The organism is Angustibacter sp. McL0619 (assembly GCF_049994355.1).
Taxonomy (GTDB): domain Bacteria; phylum Actinomycetota; class Actinomycetes; order Actinomycetales; family Angustibacteraceae; genus Angustibacter.
The window spans coordinates 4,384,453-4,401,174 of the sequence record NZ_CP188257.1; the positions used below are offsets into that span (position 1 = coordinate 4,384,453).

A 16,722-nucleotide genomic window follows, 5' to 3' on the forward strand; every position below is an offset into this window, starting at 1 on the left:
GCCGTTGCACCGTCCGGGGCCTTGGGGAGGCTACGATTGCGCCCGTGGCGCCCGTGGCGGCGCCTTGGCCAGAGGTCGAGCTGACCGCTCGTTCGGCAGGGGAGTGGCGTGGGGCAACCAGAGATGAGCGAGGACGACCTGCTCCGGTCGACCCTTGCTGCCGCAGCGCCCGGAACGATGTTGCGGGAAGGCCTCGAGCGGATCCTGCGCGGTCGGACCGGCGCTCTGATCGTGCTGGGCACCGACAAGGTTGTGGACTCCATCGCCAGTGGCGGCTTCCCGCTCGAGGTCGATTTCTCCCCCACCCGGCTTCGCGAACTCGCCAAGATGGACGGCGCGATCGTGTGCGACCGCGAGGCCTCACGGATCCTGCGCGCCGGCACCCAGCTGCTGCCCGACCCGTCGATCGAGACCACCGAGTCCGGCACCCGGCACCGCACCGCCGAGAGGGTTGCCAAGCAGACCGGCTACCCCGTCATCGCGGTCAGCCAGTCGATGCGGATCGTCGCCCTTTACGTGGGCAACCGGCGGCACGTCCTGGAGGACTCCAGCGCGATCATGTCTCGGGCCAACCAGGCGCTGGCCACCCTCGAGCGGTACAAGCTGCGGCTCGACGAGGTCACCGGCACCCTGTCCGCCCTGGAGATCGAGGACCTGGTCACGGTGCGCGACGTGGCCGCGGTGATCCAGCGGCTCGAGATGGTGCGGCGGATCAGCGACGAGATCTCGGGGTACGTGGTCGAGCTCGGCAGCGACGGCCGACTGCTGACGCTCCAGCTCGAGGAGCTCATCGGCGGAGTCGGGCCGGACCGCGAGCTGGTGATCCGCGACTACCTGAGCCCGGCCGCCACCGAGGGTGACTTCACCGCGATGCTCGCCGGGCTGGGGGCGCTGTCGTCGACCGAGCTCCTCGACCTCAGCGCGGTGGCCCGGCTGATGGGCTACAGCATCGTCGGCGACGCGCTCGACGCAGCGGTCAGCCCGCACGGGTACCGGCTGCTGTCGAAGGTGCCGCGCCTGCCGGGTGCGATCGTGGAGCGGCTGGTCGAGCACTTCGGCAGCCTGCAGAAGCTGCTCGCCGCCGGCCTGGAGGACCTGCAGGCCGTCGAGGGTGTCGGCGAGGGCCGGGCACGCGCCGTCCGCGAGGGCCTGAGCCGCCTGGCCGAGTCGAGCATCCTCGAGCGCTACGTCTGACCCGTGTGCCGTGCGCGCCGTGCAATGTCGCGGCGCAACGCAGCTACGAACCTAGTGGAGTAGCGGACCGCAGTCCCAAATGCACCGCTGACGTCACTGCGTGCCGCTACTCCAATAGGTTCGTAGTGGCGGACCGCCGCGACAGAAACTGAGGGCCGAGGCGGGCAGGCGGGTCGGACGGAGGGCGCAGGGACGTGACGAGCACGCTGGTCGAGCCGCTGCTGGACTGGTACGACGAGCACGCCCGGGACCTGCCTTGGCGCCGACCGGACCGCACCCCCTGGGGTGTGCTGGTCAGCGAGGTGATGCTGCAGCAGACACCCGTACGGCGCGTGGAGCCGGTCTGGCGCCAGTGGATGCAGCGCTGGCCGACCCCGTCCGACCTCGCCGCAGCAACCCCGGGCGACGCCGTGCGCGCCTGGGACCGCCTGGGCTACCCCCGGCGGGCACTGCGGCTGCATGCCGCAGCGACCCAGATCCGCGAGCGCCACGAGGGGCAGGTGCCCACCGGGTACGCCGAGCTGCTGGCTCTGCACGGCATCGGCGAGTACACGGCCTCGGCGGTGGCCACGTTCGCCTTCGGCCAGCGCCATGCCGTCGTCGACACCAACGTCCGTCGGGTTTTGGCGCGCGCCGTCCAGGGCTGGCCGCTGCCCGCGCCCTCGCTGACCGCCGCCGAACGCCGGTTGGCTGAGTCGGCGTTGCCCGACGACGAGCCCACCGCCGGAGCCTGGTCCATCGCGGTGATGGAGCTCGGCGCACTGGTCTGCACGGCACGCAGCCCACGGTGCGCGAGCTGTCCGATCTCCGACCAGTGCGCCTGGCAGGCTGCCGGGTCCCCGCCGTACGACGGACCGACCCGACGCGCGCAGTCGTGGCACGGCACCGATCGGCAGGTCCGTGGCCGGCTGCTCGCGGTCCTGCGGGCGGCCACCGCCCCCGTCCCGCTCGCCGCGCTGGTCGCCGCCGTCCCGGACGCCGACCTGCGCGACCCGTGCCAGCGCGACCGCTGCGTGGTCGGCCTGCTCGAGGACGGCCTCGCCGACCTCACCGACCAGGGCGCCTACTGCCTGCCGGGCGCACCCGAGTAACGTCCTGCGACTGTGCGCGCCTACCTCGAACTGGCTCGAGCCGGTTTCGGGCGGTACTCGACGTACCGGATGGCATCGGTCGCCGGTGCGCTGACGAACACGATCTTCGGTGTAGTCAAGGCCAGCATCGTGCTCGCCGCGATCGCCTCCGCCGGCGGCGCCATCGCCGGCTACGACGCCCAGCAGGGCGCGACCTACAGCTGGCTGTGCCAGGCGCTGGTGGCCACGGTCGGCCTGTTCGGCTGGCGCGAGCTCGCGGACCGGATTCGCACCGGGGACGTCGCCGTCGACCTGGCCCGCCCCCTCGACCTGCAGCTGTCCGGGCTGGCCGCCGACCTTGGCCGCGGCGCGTACATGCTGCTGCCGCGCGGCCTGCCGCCGCTGATCGTCGGCTTCGTCTTCTTCCCGGTCGGCCTGCCGCACGAGGTGCAGCCCTACCTGCTCGCCGCGGTGAGCATCCCGCTCGCCGTCGCGGTCTCCTACGCCTGCCGGTTCATGGTCAATCTGGTCGCCTTCTGGCTGCTGGACGTCCGCGGCGCGCTGACGCTGTACGTGGTGGCCAGCAACGTGCTGTCCGGACTGATCGTGCCGGTCGCCTGGTTCCCCGGCTGGATGGGCGCGATCGCCGCCGCCACGCCGTTCCCGTCCATGCTCCAGGCTCCGGTCGACGTGCTGTCCGGTCGGGTCCGCGGCTGGGACGCGGTGGGCACAGTCGCGATCCAGGCGGCCTGGCTGGCCGGCACCCTGCTGCTCGGCCGGGTCGTGCTGGCCCGCGCCACCCGCAAGCTGGTGGTGCAGGGTGGCTGACCTGCTGCGCGACCTGCCCGCCTACCGGGTGCTGCTCGGCTCGCGGATGGCGGCCCAGACGTCGTACCGGACGAGCTTCGCGTTGGACCTGCTCGGCCAGCTCGGCCTAGCACTGCTGGAGCTCAGCGAGATCTACGTGGTCTTCCACAACGTCGACATGCTCGGCGGCCTCGACTTCGGCGCCGCGCTGCTGGTCTTCGCGCTCGCGAACGTGTCGTGGTCCGTCGCGGACACCCTGGTCGGCCACCTGGACACCCTGCCCACCTATATCCGGACCGGCACCCTGGACGCCATGCTGCTGCGCCCGCTGCCGGTGCTCGCCCAGCTGGTCACCAGCGACGTGTCGTTGCGCCGGCTGGCCCGAACCGCCATGGGTCTGGTGGTGCTCGTCGCCGCCCTGCCGCTCGCGGTCGACGACTGGACGCCGGCCCGCGTCGTCCTGCTGGTCGTCACCCCGGTCACCGGGGCAGCGATCTTCGCGGCCCTGTTCGTCTGCGCCACCGGCGCGCAGTTCTGGCTGGTGGACGGCTCGGAGATGACCAACGGGTTCACCTACGGATCGTCGTATGTGGCGAGCTACCCGACGAGCGTGCTGCACGGGGTGGCCCGGACGTTCTTCACCTTCGTGGTGCCGGCCGCGTTCGTCAGCTACCTGCCGGCCCTGGCGATCACCGGGCAAGAGGGCGCCCCTGGCCTGCCGAGCTGGCTGGGCTGGTGCACGCCGCTGATGGCGCTGTTGATCTGGGGCGCGGCGCTGCAGTGGTGGCGCTTCGGCCTGCGGCACTACACGGGAGCGGGCGGATGAGCGAGGACGTACTGCAGCTGGACCGGCTGCGCCGCGAATTCGTGGTGCGCCAGTCCGCCGGGCGGGTGCGCCGGCAGAAGCGGATCGTCACGGCGGTGGACGACGTCAGCTTCACGATCGCCGCGGGCGAGGCGGTCGGCTACATCGGCGCGAACGGCGCCGGGAAGTCCACCACGATCAAGATGCTCAGCGGCATCCTGGTGCCCACCGCGGGGACGGTCCGCACCTGCGGACTGGATCCAGTCCGGCAGCGGCGCGAGCTGGCTCGGCACATCGGCGTCGTGTTCGGCCAGCGCAGCCAGCTGTGGTGGGACCTGCCGCTCGGCGAGTCCTTCCGGGTGCTGGCGGCCATTCACGGGCTGCCGGACCGGCGCTGGCAGGCCCGGCTCAACGAGCTGGTGGAGCGCCTGGAGATGGGTGGCTTCCTGGCCCAGCCGGTGCGCCAGTTGAGCCTGGGCCAGCGGATGCGCGGCGAGGTGGCGGCCGCGCTGCTGCACTCGCCGAGGCTGATCGTGCTGGACGAGCCGACCATCGGACTGGACGTGCTGAGCAAGGAGCGCCTGCGCGTCTTCCTGCGCGAGGAGCGCGCCGAGCACGGCACCACGCTCCTGCTGACCACGCACGACATGGGCGACATCGAGCGGCTGTGCGACCGGGTGCTGGTGGTCGACCGCGGCCGGCTCGCCTACGACGGGACGCTGCCCGGGCTGGTCACCCGGGTCGGCGCGGACCGGGTGCTGGTGGTCGACCTCGCCGAGCCGTGGCCGGACCTGACCGACGTCCCGGGCACCCGGCACATCGGCTCGCAGGGCGAAGGTCTGCGCCAACGGCTCGCGTTCGCGCCCGAGACCACCACTGCCGCAACGGTTCTGTCCGCGGTCGCCGACCGGGTCGAGGTCCGCGACCTGTCGGTGGAGGAGCCGGACATCGAGGACGTCGTACGCCGGCTCTACCTGTCGGCGCCGCCACGCTAGCCGCCGCTAGCAGCCGGGGAACGAGCCGAACCGGTAGCCGCGAGCCACCAGCTGCGGGAGCACCACCTTGAGTGCGGCGAGGGTCTGGCTGCGGTCCCCGCCGCCGTCGTGCATCAGCACCGTGCGGCCCGGCTTGGCGTGCTTGAGCAGCTCCTTCTCGATCGACTTCGCACCGGGCCTGGCCCAGTCGTCGGTGTCGACGTTCCACAGCACGATGCGCAGTCCCCTGGCGGCCGCCGCCGCCCGAACGTGGGCGTCGACCACGCCGAACGGCGGCCGCAGGCAGCTGACCCCGGGCAGCCCGGCGTCCAGCTCACCGGCCAGGGTTGCGCCGCTGAGCTTGGTCAGCTTGCGGTGGTGCATGGTGTGGCTGCCCACCGCCTGCCCGGCGGCTCGCACGGCCGCCGCGGTGTGCGGGTGCCGGCGCACCTCCTGACCGATCTCGAAGAACGTGGCGCGGACGTCGTAGCGGGCCAGCAGCGCCAGGATCTGCGGCGTCCACTCCGGGTCCGGGCCGTCGTCGAAGGTCAGGTAGACGACTCGGGGGTTAATCGCGCCGGCGGGGGCGGGACCGGACGAGCGGGACTCACCCGCGGTCGGCAGCGGGCTCGCGGTGGGGCCGGGCAAGGGCGCCGGGCCGGCCGAGGTGCCGATGGCGACGGGCGAGGATGCAGGCAAGCCGGCGGCCGGCTGCGGGTCCTGCTGGGTGTGCTCGGCAACCGACACCGACGACAGGGCGTGCCCGTGGTGCAGTGCTCCCGCGGACGGCGCCGACGCCGCCAACAGCGCGAGCAGCAGGCCAACCACCACAGCGGTACGCGGACGACGCACCGCCCCCCATGACCTGCGCAAACCTGCCGCTCCTCTCACTCGTCGGCCGCCCCCCACGCGTCGGCTGACGGCGCGAGCTCGAGCAACATCCTGGTGTTGCCCAAGGTGTTCGGCTTGACCCGGTCCAGGTCGAGGAACTCGGCAACACCCTCATCGTACGAGCGCAGCAGCTCCGCGTAGACATCCTGAGTCACCGGTGTGCCCTCGATCACCCGAAAGCCGTGCCGCAGGAAGAACTGCTCCTCGAACGTCAGGCAGAACACCCGAGTGACGCCGAGCTCGCGGGCCCGCCTGACGAGCTCGGCGAGCAGCTCGGCGCCGACCCCGGTACCGCGGTGGGCGTCCGCCACGGCGAGGGTGCGCACCTCGGCCAGGTCGTCCCAGAGCACGTGCAGAGCGCCGCAGCCGGCCAGCTCGCCGTCCGGGCCGTCGACCACCACGAACTGCTGCAGCCCCTCGTAGTACGCCACGGCGTCCTTGCTGACCAACACCCGCGCGGCGGCCAGCGGCTCGATCAACGCACGGATCGCCCGGACGTCGGACGTCCGGGCGATCCGCACCGCGGGTCGAGGGGCCATGCCGGCCATTCTGCCGTGCGACGGGACGACGCTGCGGGAGGCGCCGGACGCCGTCCTGGAACTGCGCCGACGCAGCGGATCAGTTGCTGCGCTGGTTGAGCACGAACTGCTCGCCGGTGCGGACCGAGTTGGCCGCGATCAGGCCGTCGCTGCCGGTCTGGCCGGTCACGACGACCGGCTGGCCGACCTTGACGTCGTCCTTGGTGCCCTTCTGGGTGAGCGTGTACGTCGTGCTGTCACCGAGCTTGACCTTGACAGTGTTGCCGTTGGCCTGCTTGATGGTGACGGTGTCACCGTCCACCGCGGTCACCGTGCCCGCGGCCAGGCCACGGCCCGCGGGGCCGACGCCCTGACCGGGCTGCGCCTGGCCCTGCTGACCTTGACCCTGCTGCCGGTTCTGCGGAGCCTGTCCACCGCCAGGGAAGCCGTAGCCGCCGCGACCGTTCGAGAAGTTGCCCCGGGCGTTGGCCTGGGTGTCGTCGCCGCCGACGTTGTGGCCGATCAGCGCGCCGATCACGCCGCCCACCACGAGCAGCGCCACCCCGAGCATCGCCAGGGTGCTGGTCGGCAGCGACGGTCCGCTCTTGCGAGGGCTCAGCGCGGGCTGGCCCTGAACCCCGGCCGGCGGCGCCGCGAGCGGGTCGAACTGTTGGGACGGCGCGGGCTGGGAAGGCGCGGGCTGGGACGGCGTGGGCTGGGACGGCGCGGGCTGGGAAGGAGCTGGCTGCGGCGGCGCGGGCTGGGAAGGAGCGGGCGGCGCGGCTTCGGGCTGTGGCACAGTCGGCTGGGACTCTCCCAGCGGCTGGGTCTGGCCCGCCTCATCCGGTCGCTGGGGCTGGTCGGTCATCGTGACTCCTCGAACTGGTGACGGATCCCCTGCGCCGAGATGACGCGAACGGGGCACTGGGAGGGGCTGGGCTGCCCCATCTGTGACCGCTCGGCGGCGGTCGGTCGGTGGCTCATTCGTGACGCAACGCGTCGATGGGTCGCAGCCGGGCTGCGCGGCCGGCTGGGTAGCCGCCGAAGAAGACGCCGATGACGACGCACACGGCCAGCGCGAGGGCGATGGACGACGGCACCAGCACTGGCTCGATTCCCGAGATCTTGAACTGCACGGTCACTAGGGCCGCGACCACGCCGAGCAGTCCGCCGAGCAGGCTGAGCGCCGTCGCCTCGGTGAGGAACTGCCCGAGCACCGCGCCGGTCCGCGCGCCGAGGGCCTTGCGGATCCCGATCTCCCGAGTCCGCTCGGTGACTGTCACCAGCATGATGTTGGTGATCCCGATGCCGCCGACCAGCAGGCTGATCCCGGCGACGGCGGCCAGTAGGACGGTGAACGTCTTGCTGGCCTCGGTGCGGGTGCTGAGCAGCTGGGACTGGTTGAGCACCCGGTAGGTGCGGTCGTTGCTGCTGGTCACCCCGAGCTGGTGGTCCAGGATCGCGGTGACCTCGGACTCGGCCTGGTCCACCGCGGCGGCGGTGGACGCCTGGACGACGACCGAACTCAGCGCCCCGTACCCGGTCAGCTCGCGCTGCACCGTGGTGATCGGCGCGACGATGGTGTCGCCGGCGTCCTGGAACCCGGTGGATCCCTTGTCCGCCAGCACTCCTACGACGGTCAGCCGCAGGTTGCCCACGTTGACCTGGTGGCCCACCGGGTTGAGTCCGGAGAACAGGTTGTCCGCCGTGGTCGAGCCGATCACTGCGACCTTGCGGCCGTTCTCGACGTCGTCCTCGGTGAAGTACGCCCCACGGGCGACTGGGCTGTTGGTGGCCTCGAAGTACGACACCGAGGTGCCGACGATCGAGGGCACAGTGACGCTGGTGTCGCCGGCCGTCACGGTCGCGGACGTCGTCGCCTCTGGGGTCACGCTCTTCACGTCGGGCGCGAGCGAGGTGTTGGTCAGCTGGCGGGCCACGGCCATCGTGATCCCGCCGGTGCTCACCTGCTGCTGGGCGCCGCCGCGGCTGGAGAAACCGCGCCCGCCCTGGCTGCTGATGGTCAGCGTGTTGGTCCCGAGCTGCTCGATGGACTGCTCGATCGCCTTGGACGAGCCGTTGCCGACGGCCACCAGCACGATCACGGCGGCGACGCCGATCAGGATGCCGAGCGTGGTCAGCGTCGAGCGCAGCGGGTTGGACGACAGGCCGCGCAGCGCGGACCGGACCACCTCGAGCGGGCTCACGAGGCGCCCACCAGGTCGCGGGTGCGGACGTCGGAGACGACCTGCCCGTCGACCAGCCGCAGCTGCCGCGAGGCATGTGCCGCAACGTCGTCCTCGTGGGTGATCAGCACGACGGTGCGGCCGGTGGCGTTGAGCTGGTCGAGGATGCCCATCACCTCGGCGCTGGAGTGGCTGTCCAGGTTGCCGGTCGGCTCGTCGGCCAGCACGAGGGCCGGCGCCATCACCAGCGCCCGGGCGATCGCGACGCGCTGCTGCTGCCCGCCGGACAGCTGGTTGGGTCGGTGGTCGGCGCGGTCGGTCAGCCCGACCCGTTCCAGCGCAACGGCTGCACGCCGACGCCGCTCCGAGACGCGCACCCCTGCATAGGTCATCGGCAGCTCGACGTTGGCCAGCGCGGTCATCCGCGGGATCAGGTTGAACGACTGGAAGACGAAGCCGATCCGCCGTCCGCGCACCTGGGCCAGCGAGTCCTCGCTGAGGTCGCTGACATCGACACCGTCCAGCCGGTAGATGCCCGTGGTCGGCACGTCCAGGCAGCCGATCAGGTTCATCAGAGTCGACTTGCCGGACCCGGACGCACCCATGATGGCCACGTAGTCACCGGCGGCGATGTCCAGGGTCACGCCGCGCAGCGCCTCGACCGCGGCGTCGCCGCTGCCGTAGAGCTTGCGGACCCCGACCAGCTCGATGACGTTCGGGCGTTCGCTCACTTGCCGCCACCTGCTGGCCCGTTCCCGTTGGTCACCAGGCCGCCGCCGAGGCCACCGCCGGGGAAGTTCCCGCCGGGGAAGCTCCCCGAGCCGCCCGACGTCGACGTCGCGGTGGTCAGCAGCACGGTCTGGCCGGCGCTCAGGCCGCTGGTGACCTGGGTGAGCTGGTCGCCCTCGAGGCCGATCTCGATCGGGGTGCGGGTCGACTTGCCGTTGGCGACGACCGTGACCGTGTGCGTGCCGCCCGCGCTGGTGATCGCCGAGCCGGGCACGGTGAGCACGTTGCTGGCGCTGCCCGTGGTCACGGTCACCGTCGCGGTCTGCCCGGACCGCAGGCCCTTCGGCAGCGTGGGCAAGCTGATCGTGACCGCGTAGCTGACCACGTTGTTGGACGTCGTGGGGGTCGGCGCGACGGTCGTCACCTTGCCGGTCACCGGCGTCTCGGCCGCGGCGTTGAAGACCGTGGTCGCGGCCTGCCCGACCTTGAGCTGCATGGCGTCCGCCTCGGCGAACGACGCCGAGACCTGCATTCTGGCCAGGTCGGCGATGGTGAACAGCCCGCTCGAGCTGGTGTCGGTCGATCCGTTGCCGCTCGAGCCGTTGCCACCCGACGAGCCACCGACGGTCCCGTTCACGGTGAGCACCGTGCCGGCCCGCGGGCTGCGCAGCGTCGCGCCGTCCAGCGCCTGCTGGGCGGTGTCCAGGTCGTTCTGCGCCTGCAGCTGGTTGGCCCGGGCCGAGGCGAGCTGGGCCGAGGCGGACGACACGGAGCTGGCCGCGCCGTTCTGGCTGTTGCTGCTGGAACCGTTGGCAACATTGGTGTTGCTGCTGTTGCTGGTGTCACTTGAAGCCGCGTTCTCGGCTGCCACCGCGTCGTCGTAGCTCTGCACGGCCGCGGAGTACTGGTCCTGCGCGGCGTCCAGCTTGGCCTGCGCGACGTCGACCTGGGTCTGCAGCGCGTCGGCGTCCAGGGTGGCCAGCACCTGTCCCTTCTTGACCGTCGAGCCGACCGTGACCTTGATGCTGGTGATCGTCCCGGTGGAGGTGAAGGACACCTCCGAGGTGCTGGTCGGCTCGCTGGTGCCGGTGGCGCTGACCGTGGCGGTCACGTCCCCGGTGGACACGGTGGCGGTCCGTTGGCTGGAGGCCGTGGCCTCGGTCCCACCCCCGCGAAGCAGAACGAAACCGACGACGAGGGCGACGATGAGGACGGCGGCGATGGACAGGTTGATGATGGCCACCCGTCCCGGACGAGAGAGCTTCATGGCGCCAGGATGTGGTTCGATCCTGTGTAGGTGCTGTGAACGCGCCGTGTGCAGGCTGTCGGTCTGCAGTCGCGCGATCACCATGGCGTGGCCCTAAACTCCGGCACGTGCGAGATCAGAGCTCACCATCGGGTGGCCAACCGACCCTCGAGTCGGTCGCCGCGCTCGCCGGTGTGTCTCGCGCGACGGCCGGGCGGGTGCTCTCCGGATCGCCGAGGGTGAGCCCGGCGGCCAAGCAGGCGGTGCAGGACGCCGCGGCCGAGCTGTCATACGTGACGAACCGGGCGGCCAGGTCGCTGGTCACCCGACGAAGCGACTCGATCGCGTTCGTGGTGTCGGAGTCCGAGGAGCGGCTCTTCGAGGACCCGTTCTTCCCGGCCGTGCTGCGCGGAGCGCACAAGGCCGTCTCCGGGGAGAGCGTGCAGCTGGTGTTCGTCGTGCTGGCCACGCCCTCCGAGCACGAGCGGTTCTTCCGGTTCGCCGCCGGCGGCCACGTGGACGGCGCGATGTTCATCTCGCTGCACGGTGACGACCCGCTGCCGAACCGGTTGCGCCAGGTCGGCATCCCCGTCGTGCTGTCCGGGCGACCGTTCCGGCCGGACGACGACATCCCCAGCGTCGACGCCGACAACGTGACGGGCGCGCGGCTGGCGACTCGGGCCCTGCTGGACGCCGGCTGCACCCGGCTGTCCACCATCACCGGACCATTGGACATGCCGGCGGCGCAGGACCGGCTCAGGGGTTACCAGGACGAGCTCACCGACTCGCGGCGCAAGGTCGCCCGGACCCGCACGATCGAGTCCGACTTCAGCACCGACGGCGGGTTCGAGGCGATGAACCAGCTGCTGCGCAACAGGTTCGCACCAGATGGGGTCTTCGCGGCGAACGACCAGATGGCGGTCGGCGCGATGCGCGCGGTGCGCGAGGCGGGGCTGCAGGTACCCCGGGACGTGAAGGTCGTGGGGTTCGACGACAGCCCGCTGGCCACCGCCGCGCACCCTCCGCTGACGTCGGTCCGGCAGCCGATGGAGGAGCTCGGTCGCGAGATGGCGCACCTGCTGATGGCCCTGGTGAACGGTGAAGCCACGCACACCTCGGTGATGCTGCCGACCGAGCTGGTGGTCCGCGGCACCTGCTGACCCCGCCACCCGCCGTCCACCTCAGGGGCCCTCTGACGAGCGGGAACGGCCGCGCGACCCCGGAAAGGCGCACGGGATACGCCGGATCCACGGGGCGAAGCACGACAAAACCGGGCGCCGAGCCAATTTGTTGTGCGCCACACCTTGACACCCGTGGCCCGGGTCCATCAGTATCTGGCCACCAGCGTGAGAGCGCTCTCACAGAATAGCGAGAGCGCTCTCATCAGCCCAGCACCACCACACCGCCAAGCACCACCAGCTACCCACCCGCACCCGCCGCGTGCACCAGCGGCGCCACGTTCAACGACGAACGGCCTTCGGGCCAGAAGGAGCTCCGGATGCACCTGCGACGTCCTGCGACCGCTGTAGCGGCCGCGACGATCTGCGTGGCCCTCGGCGTCACCGGCTGCGGAAGCAGCAGTAGCGATGACGACGCCGCCTCGGGCTCGGGGGGCAAGACCACCCTCACCGTGAGCCTTTTCGGCACCTTCGGGTACCAGGAGGCCGGTCTGTTCGACAAGTACCACGCTGCCCACCCCAACATCACCATCAAGTACGACTCCACCGAGCAGGAGAAGAACTACTGGACGGCGCTGCAGACCAAGCTCGCCTCCGGTAGCGGCGCCTCCGACGTGCAGGCCATCGAGGTCGGCCGGATCACCGACGTCGCCCAGAACCAGGGCGACAAGTGGCTGGACCTCAAGGGCACCACCGCCGCGGCCCAGATCGCCAACTACCCGGCCTGGAAGGAGGCGGCGGCGACCACCAAGGACGGCGCCGTGCTCGGCCTCGGCACCGACATCGGGCCGACCGGCATCTGCTACCGCACCGACCTGATGAAGGCCGCCGGGATGCCTACCGACCCGGCCGAGCTGGCCAGCAAGCTCACCTCCTGGGACGACTACATCGCCATGGGCGAGCAGTTCAAGGCCAAGGCGCCCAAGGGCACGTCCTGGACCGACGCGGCCGGCGGTCTCTACAACGTCGTGGTCTCGACCGAGTCGAAGATCTACTACGACGAGAGCGGCCAGCTGATCTGGAACACCAACCCGGCCGTCAAGCACGCCTTCGACCTGTCCGCCAAGGCGGGCCAGGACGGGCTGACCGCCAAGCTCGGCCAGTTCACCCCCGAGTGGAACTCCGGCTTCAGCAAGGGCTCGTTCGCGACGATCGCCTGCCCGTCCTGGATGGTCGGCTACATCAAGGGCCAGGCCGGCGACGGCGGCAGCGGCAAGTGGAACGTCACGACGCTGCCCGGTGGCGTGGGCGGCAACTGGGGCGGCGCCTACCTGTCGATCCCGAAGCAGAGCAAGCACCAGAAGGAAGCCGCAGACCTGATCAAGTGGCTGACCGACCCTGAGCAGCAGGCCACGGTCTTCAACAAGGTCGGCAACTTCCCGTCCAACAAGGGCGCCTTCACCATGGTCGCCGACACCAAGGACGACTACTTCAGCGGTGCACCGATCGGCAAGGTCTTCGGTGACATCGCCGCCGCCGCACCGACCCAGATCCACGGCAAGGACGACGGCACGATCCAGAACCAGATCAGCACCGCCCTGCAGTCGGTCGAGACGAACCACGTCTCGCCGGACAAGGCTTGGGCGACCCTGAACGACACGCTCAAGACCCAGCTCGGCTGACCGGGCCAGTCTGACGTGTCGTCTGCAGCCGCGACGGGTGCCACCCCCGACACCGCTACGAGCACCGCCAAAACGGCCTCGAGCGGCTCGGGTGAAGGCCCGACGTCGCAGGACGCTCCCCCACCCGCAGCCGTGCGGGTGGGGGAGCGGCGGCGCCCCACCTGGCGCCAGCGAGCCTTCCGCTTCGAGTCGAAGGCAGCCCCCTACGCCTACGTGTCACCGTTCTTCCTGGTGTTCGCAGCGTTCGGGCTGTTCCCGCTGATCTACACCGCCTGGATCAGCCTGCACGACTACAAGCTCGGGTCCGACATGACGTGGATCGGGCTGGACAACTTCCGCTGGCTGTTCGCGAACTCGTTGTTCTACAACGCGTTGTGGAAGACGTTCACCATCGGCGTGCTGTCGACCGTCCCGCAGCTGATGCTGGCCCTCGGCCTGGCGCACCTGCTGAACTACTCCATGCGGGTCCGGACCTTCTTCCGAGTCTCGATGATCATGCCGTACGCCACCTCGGTCGCCGCTGCGACGCTGGTCTTCGCGCAGCTGTTCGGCCGGGACAACGGCTTCGCCAACTGGATACTGTCCTGGTTCGGCGTCGGCGCGATCGACTGGCGCAACGGCAACTGGACGGCGCAGATCGCCATCGCGATCATCGTGACCTGGCGCTGGACCGGCTACAACGCGCTGATCTACCTGGCCGGCATGCAGTCCATCTCGCAGGACCTCTACGAGGCCGCGGCGATCGACGGCGCCAGCCGCTGGCAGCAGTTCCGCTTCGTGACGCTGCCCGGCCTGCGCCCCACCATCCTGTTCACCGTCGTGGTCTCCACCATCGGTGCGACGCAGCTGTTCGGCGAGCCGCTGCTGTTCGGCAACGGCTCCGCGGACGGCGGCGCGGTCCACCAGTACCAGACCATCGGGCTGTTCATGTACCAGCAGGGCTGGCAGTACCTGCAGCTCGGCAAGGCAGCGGCGGTCGCCTGGGTGACGTTCCTGCTCATCGTCGTACTCGTGCTGGTCAACACCAGCATCGTCCGCTGGCGCACGAGGAGCGAGCGATGACCACCATGCCCATCCCGGCTGCGAGCAGCGGGGCACCGCCACTGCTGACCGTTCGGCCGCGTCGACGCCGCCGCGGTCAGCACCAAGCCGGATGGGTCAGCTACCTGCTGCTGGCGCTCACCGCGCTGATCTTCATCCTGCCCTTCTACTACATGCTGGTCGTGGCCAGCCGGACCATGGCCGAGGCGGCGCAGGTGCCGCCGCCGCTGACCCCGGGCAACAACCTGTGGCACAACATCCAGGCGGCCACCCAGCAGGTGAACATCGGCAAGGCGCTGATCAACTCGGTGATCGTGTCCGGCTGCGTCACCTTCAGCACGGTCCTGTTCTGCACGCTGGCCGGCTACGCCTTCGCCAAGCTGCGCTTCCGTGGCAGCACCGTGTTGTTCTCGCTCGCCGTCGCGACCATGATGATCCCGCCGACCCTCGGCGTCGTCCCGCTCTACCGGATCATGGCCGAGCTGCACCTGACCTCCAGGCTGTCCTCGGTGATCCTGCCGTCGCTGGTCAGCGCCTTCGGTGTCTTCTTCATGCGCCAGTTCCTCAGCCAGTCCGTGCCCGACGAGCTGCTCGAGGCGGCGCGGGTCGACGGCGCGACGTCCACCCGAACGGTGTTCTCCATCGTGCTGCCGATCGCCCGACCGGGCATGGCGGTGCTGGCGATGCTCACGTTCATGGCGTCCTGGAACGACTTCTTCTGGCCGATCATCGCGTTGAACTCGACGAACCCGACCGTCCAGGTGGCGCTGAACAACCTCGGCGGCGGCTACGTACCGGACCAGTCGATCATCCTGGCCGGCACGCTGGTCGGCACGTTGCCCGTCTTCCTGGTGTTCGCCCTGCTGGGGCGCCAGGTGGTCAGCGGCATCATCTCCGGCGCGGTCAAGGGATGAGTGGCCGCGCCACCCCCGCACAGCAGTCGTACCGTTATTCGTAGCAGTACCCGCAGAGAAGAGGGACTCCGTGGTCTTCACGTCGGTCGACGCCGTCGACACCCAGCAGCAGGACGAGCCGGGCGGGCGCCGGTTCCCAGCCAACTTCGCCTGGGGCTCAGCCACCGCCGCCTACCAGATCGAGGGAGCCGTCGCCGAGGGCGGGCGCACCCCGTCGATCTGGGACACGTTCAGCCACACCCCCGGCAAGGTGGCGGGCGGCGACACCGGCGACGTGGCCGTGGACCACTTCCACCGGTTCCGAGAGGACGTCGCGATCATGCGCGAGCTCGGGCTGACCACCTACCGGATGTCGGTCGCCTGGCCGCGGATCACCCCGGACGTCGGGCCGGACGACCTGGGCCCGGTCAACCAGCAGGGGCTGGCCTTCTACCGTGCACTGGTCGACGAGCTCGTCGCCGCCGGGATCGAACCGGCCGTCACGCTGTACCACTGGGACCTCCCGCAGGCCCTGGAGGACGCCGGCGGCTGGACCGACCGGCGTACCGCACAGCGCTTCGCCGAGTACGCGGCCGTGGTCGCGACGGCGCTCGCACCGGACGTCCAGACGTTCATCACGCTCAACGAGCCGTGGTGCTCGGCGTACCTCGGCTACGCCAGCGGCGTCCACGCTCCCGGCCGCCAGGAGCCGGCGTCCGCACTGAGCGCGGTGCACCACCTCAACCTCGCGCACGGTCTGGCCAGCTCGGCGATCCGGGCGGCGGTGCCGACCGCCAGGGTCGGGCTGACGCTGAACCTCGCCTGGGTCCACTCGCCGGCCGGCGAAACCGCGGACGACGACGCTGTGCGCCGGGTCGACGGCCTGCAGAACCGGGTGTTCCTCGACCCCGTGCTCAACGGCCGCTACCCCGCCGACGTGCTGGCCGACACCAGCGAGGTCACCGACTGGTCGTTCGTGCTGGACGGCGACCTCGAGCTGGTGCACCAGGTGCCGGACGTGCTCGGCGTCAACTACTACTCCCCCACGGTTGTCCGGCAGTGGGACGGCGACCGCCCCCGCGAGACCGCAGACGGCCACGGGGACACCTCCGCGACGCCATGGATCGGGTGCGACGGCGTGGAGTTTCCCGAGCAGCCCGGCAGGCACACCGACATGGGCTGGCCGATCGACCCCCGCGGTCTGACCGAGCTGCTGCTGCGCCTGCACCGCGAGCACCCCGGCGTGGACCTGATGGTCACCGAGAACGGCGCGGCCTTCCCCGACGTCGTCGCGGCGGACGGTCAGGTGCACGACCAGGACCGGGTCGACTACCTGCGCGACCACCTCGGCGCCGTGCTCGACGCGATCGAGGTGGGCGCGCCGGTGCGCGGCTACTTCCTGTGGTCGCTGCTGGACAACTTCGAGTGGTCCTTCGGCTACTCCAAGCGCTTCGGCATCGTGCACATCGACTACGACACCCTGGTGCGAACGCTCAAGGACAGCGCGCACTGGTACTCCGCGGTCGTCAAAGCCGGCGGCGCACTGCCGGCCGACGGTTGACCTGACG

16 protein-coding genes are annotated in these 16,722 nt (G+C 70.7%); 10 read left to right on the plus strand and 6 right to left on the minus strand.

The window, feature by feature from the left end; genetic code table 11:
- The first annotated feature begins 123 nt into the window (after nucleotides 1–123).
- From disA to ACPPVT_RS20645, 5 genes are all read left to right on the plus strand, one after another.
- Complete coding sequence (gene disA, locus ACPPVT_RS20625) at nucleotides 124–1,194, plus strand: DNA integrity scanning diadenylate cyclase DisA (RefSeq protein ID WP_426563606.1); 1,071 nt, start codon at nucleotides 124–126, stop codon at nucleotides 1,192–1,194.
- A gap of 194 nt (nucleotides 1,195–1,388) precedes the next feature.
- The gene (locus ACPPVT_RS20630; RefSeq protein WP_426563608.1) at nucleotides 1,389–2,285 is read left to right on the plus strand and encodes an A/G-specific adenine glycosylase; all 897 of its coding nucleotides are present in this window, start codon (nucleotides 1,389–1,391) and stop codon (nucleotides 2,283–2,285) included.
- A 12-nt stretch (nucleotides 2,286–2,297) separates the two neighbouring features.
- Nucleotides 2,298–3,092: an ABC transporter permease gene (locus tag ACPPVT_RS20635; protein WP_426563610.1), complete on the plus strand. Its 795-nt coding sequence runs from the start codon at nucleotides 2,298–2,300 to the stop codon at nucleotides 3,090–3,092.
- Nucleotides 3,085–3,897 carry an ABC transporter permease gene (locus tag ACPPVT_RS20640; RefSeq protein ID WP_426563612.1) on the plus strand — a complete coding sequence of 271 codons (813 nt, stop codon included), beginning with the start codon at nucleotides 3,085–3,087 and terminating at the stop codon, nucleotides 3,895–3,897. The genes ACPPVT_RS20635 and ACPPVT_RS20640 overlap by 8 nt, the downstream gene beginning before the upstream one ends.
- Nucleotides 3,894–4,871, plus strand: a complete 978-nt coding sequence (locus ACPPVT_RS20645) for an ABC transporter ATP-binding protein (protein WP_426563615.1) — start codon at nucleotides 3,894–3,896, stop codon at nucleotides 4,869–4,871. The genes ACPPVT_RS20640 and ACPPVT_RS20645 overlap by 4 nt, the downstream gene beginning before the upstream one ends.
- A gap of 6 nt (nucleotides 4,872–4,877) precedes the next feature.
- On the opposite strand, the gene ACPPVT_RS20650 is transcribed toward ACPPVT_RS20645, so the two are convergent.
- The 6 genes from ACPPVT_RS20650 to ACPPVT_RS20675 form a co-directional block, all read right to left on the minus strand.
- Complete coding sequence (locus tag ACPPVT_RS20650) at nucleotides 4,878–5,681, minus strand: polysaccharide deacetylase family protein (RefSeq protein WP_426563617.1); 804 nt, start codon at nucleotides 5,679–5,681, stop codon at nucleotides 4,878–4,880.
- Nucleotides 5,682–5,737: 56 nt separating this feature from the next.
- On the minus strand, nucleotides 5,738–6,280 hold the full coding sequence (locus ACPPVT_RS20655) for an amino-acid N-acetyltransferase (RefSeq protein ID WP_426563619.1): 543 nt from the start codon (nucleotides 6,278–6,280) through the stop codon (nucleotides 5,738–5,740).
- 79 nt (nucleotides 6,281–6,359) lie between these two features.
- A complete protein-coding gene (locus ACPPVT_RS20660) occupies nucleotides 6,360–7,127 on the minus strand; it encodes a hypothetical protein (RefSeq protein ID WP_426563621.1) in 768 nt (255 codons plus the stop codon).
- A 112-nt stretch (nucleotides 7,128–7,239) separates the two neighbouring features.
- On the minus strand, nucleotides 7,240–8,466 hold the full coding sequence (locus ACPPVT_RS20665) for an ABC transporter permease (RefSeq protein WP_426563623.1): 1,227 nt from the start codon (nucleotides 8,464–8,466) through the stop codon (nucleotides 7,240–7,242).
- Complete coding sequence (locus ACPPVT_RS20670; protein WP_426563625.1) at nucleotides 8,463–9,176, minus strand: ABC transporter ATP-binding protein; 714 nt, start codon at nucleotides 9,174–9,176, stop codon at nucleotides 8,463–8,465. The genes ACPPVT_RS20665 and ACPPVT_RS20670 overlap by 4 nt, the downstream gene beginning before the upstream one ends.
- Nucleotides 9,173–10,441: an efflux RND transporter periplasmic adaptor subunit gene (locus tag ACPPVT_RS20675; RefSeq protein ID WP_426563627.1), complete on the minus strand. Its 1,269-nt coding sequence runs from the start codon at nucleotides 10,439–10,441 to the stop codon at nucleotides 9,173–9,175. The genes ACPPVT_RS20670 and ACPPVT_RS20675 overlap by 4 nt, the downstream gene beginning before the upstream one ends.
- Before the next feature lie 107 nt (nucleotides 10,442–10,548).
- Between ACPPVT_RS20675 and ACPPVT_RS20680 the strand changes: the two genes are divergently transcribed.
- From ACPPVT_RS20680 to ACPPVT_RS20700, 5 genes are all read left to right on the plus strand, one after another.
- Nucleotides 10,549–11,580, plus strand: coding sequence for a LacI family DNA-binding transcriptional regulator (locus ACPPVT_RS20680; RefSeq protein WP_426563629.1), 1,032 nt, complete (start codon nucleotides 10,549–10,551; stop codon nucleotides 11,578–11,580).
- A gap of 338 nt (nucleotides 11,581–11,918) precedes the next feature.
- Nucleotides 11,919–13,220, plus strand: a complete 1,302-nt coding sequence (locus tag ACPPVT_RS20685) for an extracellular solute-binding protein (protein WP_426563631.1) — start codon at nucleotides 11,919–11,921, stop codon at nucleotides 13,218–13,220.
- A gap of 15 nt (nucleotides 13,221–13,235) precedes the next feature.
- Entirely contained in the window at nucleotides 13,236–14,282 is a 1,047-nt protein-coding gene (locus ACPPVT_RS20690) for a carbohydrate ABC transporter permease (RefSeq protein WP_426563633.1), read from the plus strand.
- The gene (locus tag ACPPVT_RS20695) at nucleotides 14,279–15,175 is read left to right on the plus strand and encodes a carbohydrate ABC transporter permease (RefSeq protein WP_426563635.1); all 897 of its coding nucleotides are present in this window, start codon (nucleotides 14,279–14,281) and stop codon (nucleotides 15,173–15,175) included. Before ACPPVT_RS20690 ends, ACPPVT_RS20695 begins: the two co-directional genes overlap by 4 nt.
- Nucleotides 15,176–15,245: 70 nt before the next feature.
- Nucleotides 15,246–16,715: a GH1 family beta-glucosidase gene (locus ACPPVT_RS20700; RefSeq protein ID WP_426563637.1), complete on the plus strand. Its 1,470-nt coding sequence runs from the start codon at nucleotides 15,246–15,248 to the stop codon at nucleotides 16,713–16,715.
- Nucleotides 16,716–16,722 lie beyond the last annotated feature (7 nt).

Bases quoted from the DNA above. Each gene is read 5' to 3' on its own strand.
- ACPPVT_RS20645 (WP_426563615.1), top strand. From the start codon at position 3,894: ATGAGCGAGGACGTACTGCAGCTGGACCGGCTGCGCCGCGAATTCGTG.
- ACPPVT_RS20685 (WP_426563631.1), top strand. From the start codon at position 11,919: ATGCACCTGCGACGTCCTGCGACCGCTGTAGCGGCCGCGACGATCTGC.
- disA (WP_426563606.1), top strand. From the start codon at position 124: ATGAGCGAGGACGACCTGCTCCGGTCGACCCTTGCTGCCGCAGCGCCC.
- ACPPVT_RS20660 (WP_426563621.1), bottom strand. From the start codon at position 7,127: ATGACCGACCAGCCCCAGCGACCGGATGAGGCGGGCCAGACCCAGCCG.
- ACPPVT_RS20675 (WP_426563627.1), bottom strand. From the start codon at position 10,441: ATGAAGCTCTCTCGTCCGGGACGGGTGGCCATCATCAACCTGTCCATC.
- ACPPVT_RS20655 (WP_426563619.1), bottom strand. From the start codon at position 6,280: ATGGCCCCTCGACCCGCGGTGCGGATCGCCCGGACGTCCGACGTCCGG.
- ACPPVT_RS20695 (WP_426563635.1), top strand. From the start codon at position 14,279: ATGACCACCATGCCCATCCCGGCTGCGAGCAGCGGGGCACCGCCACTG.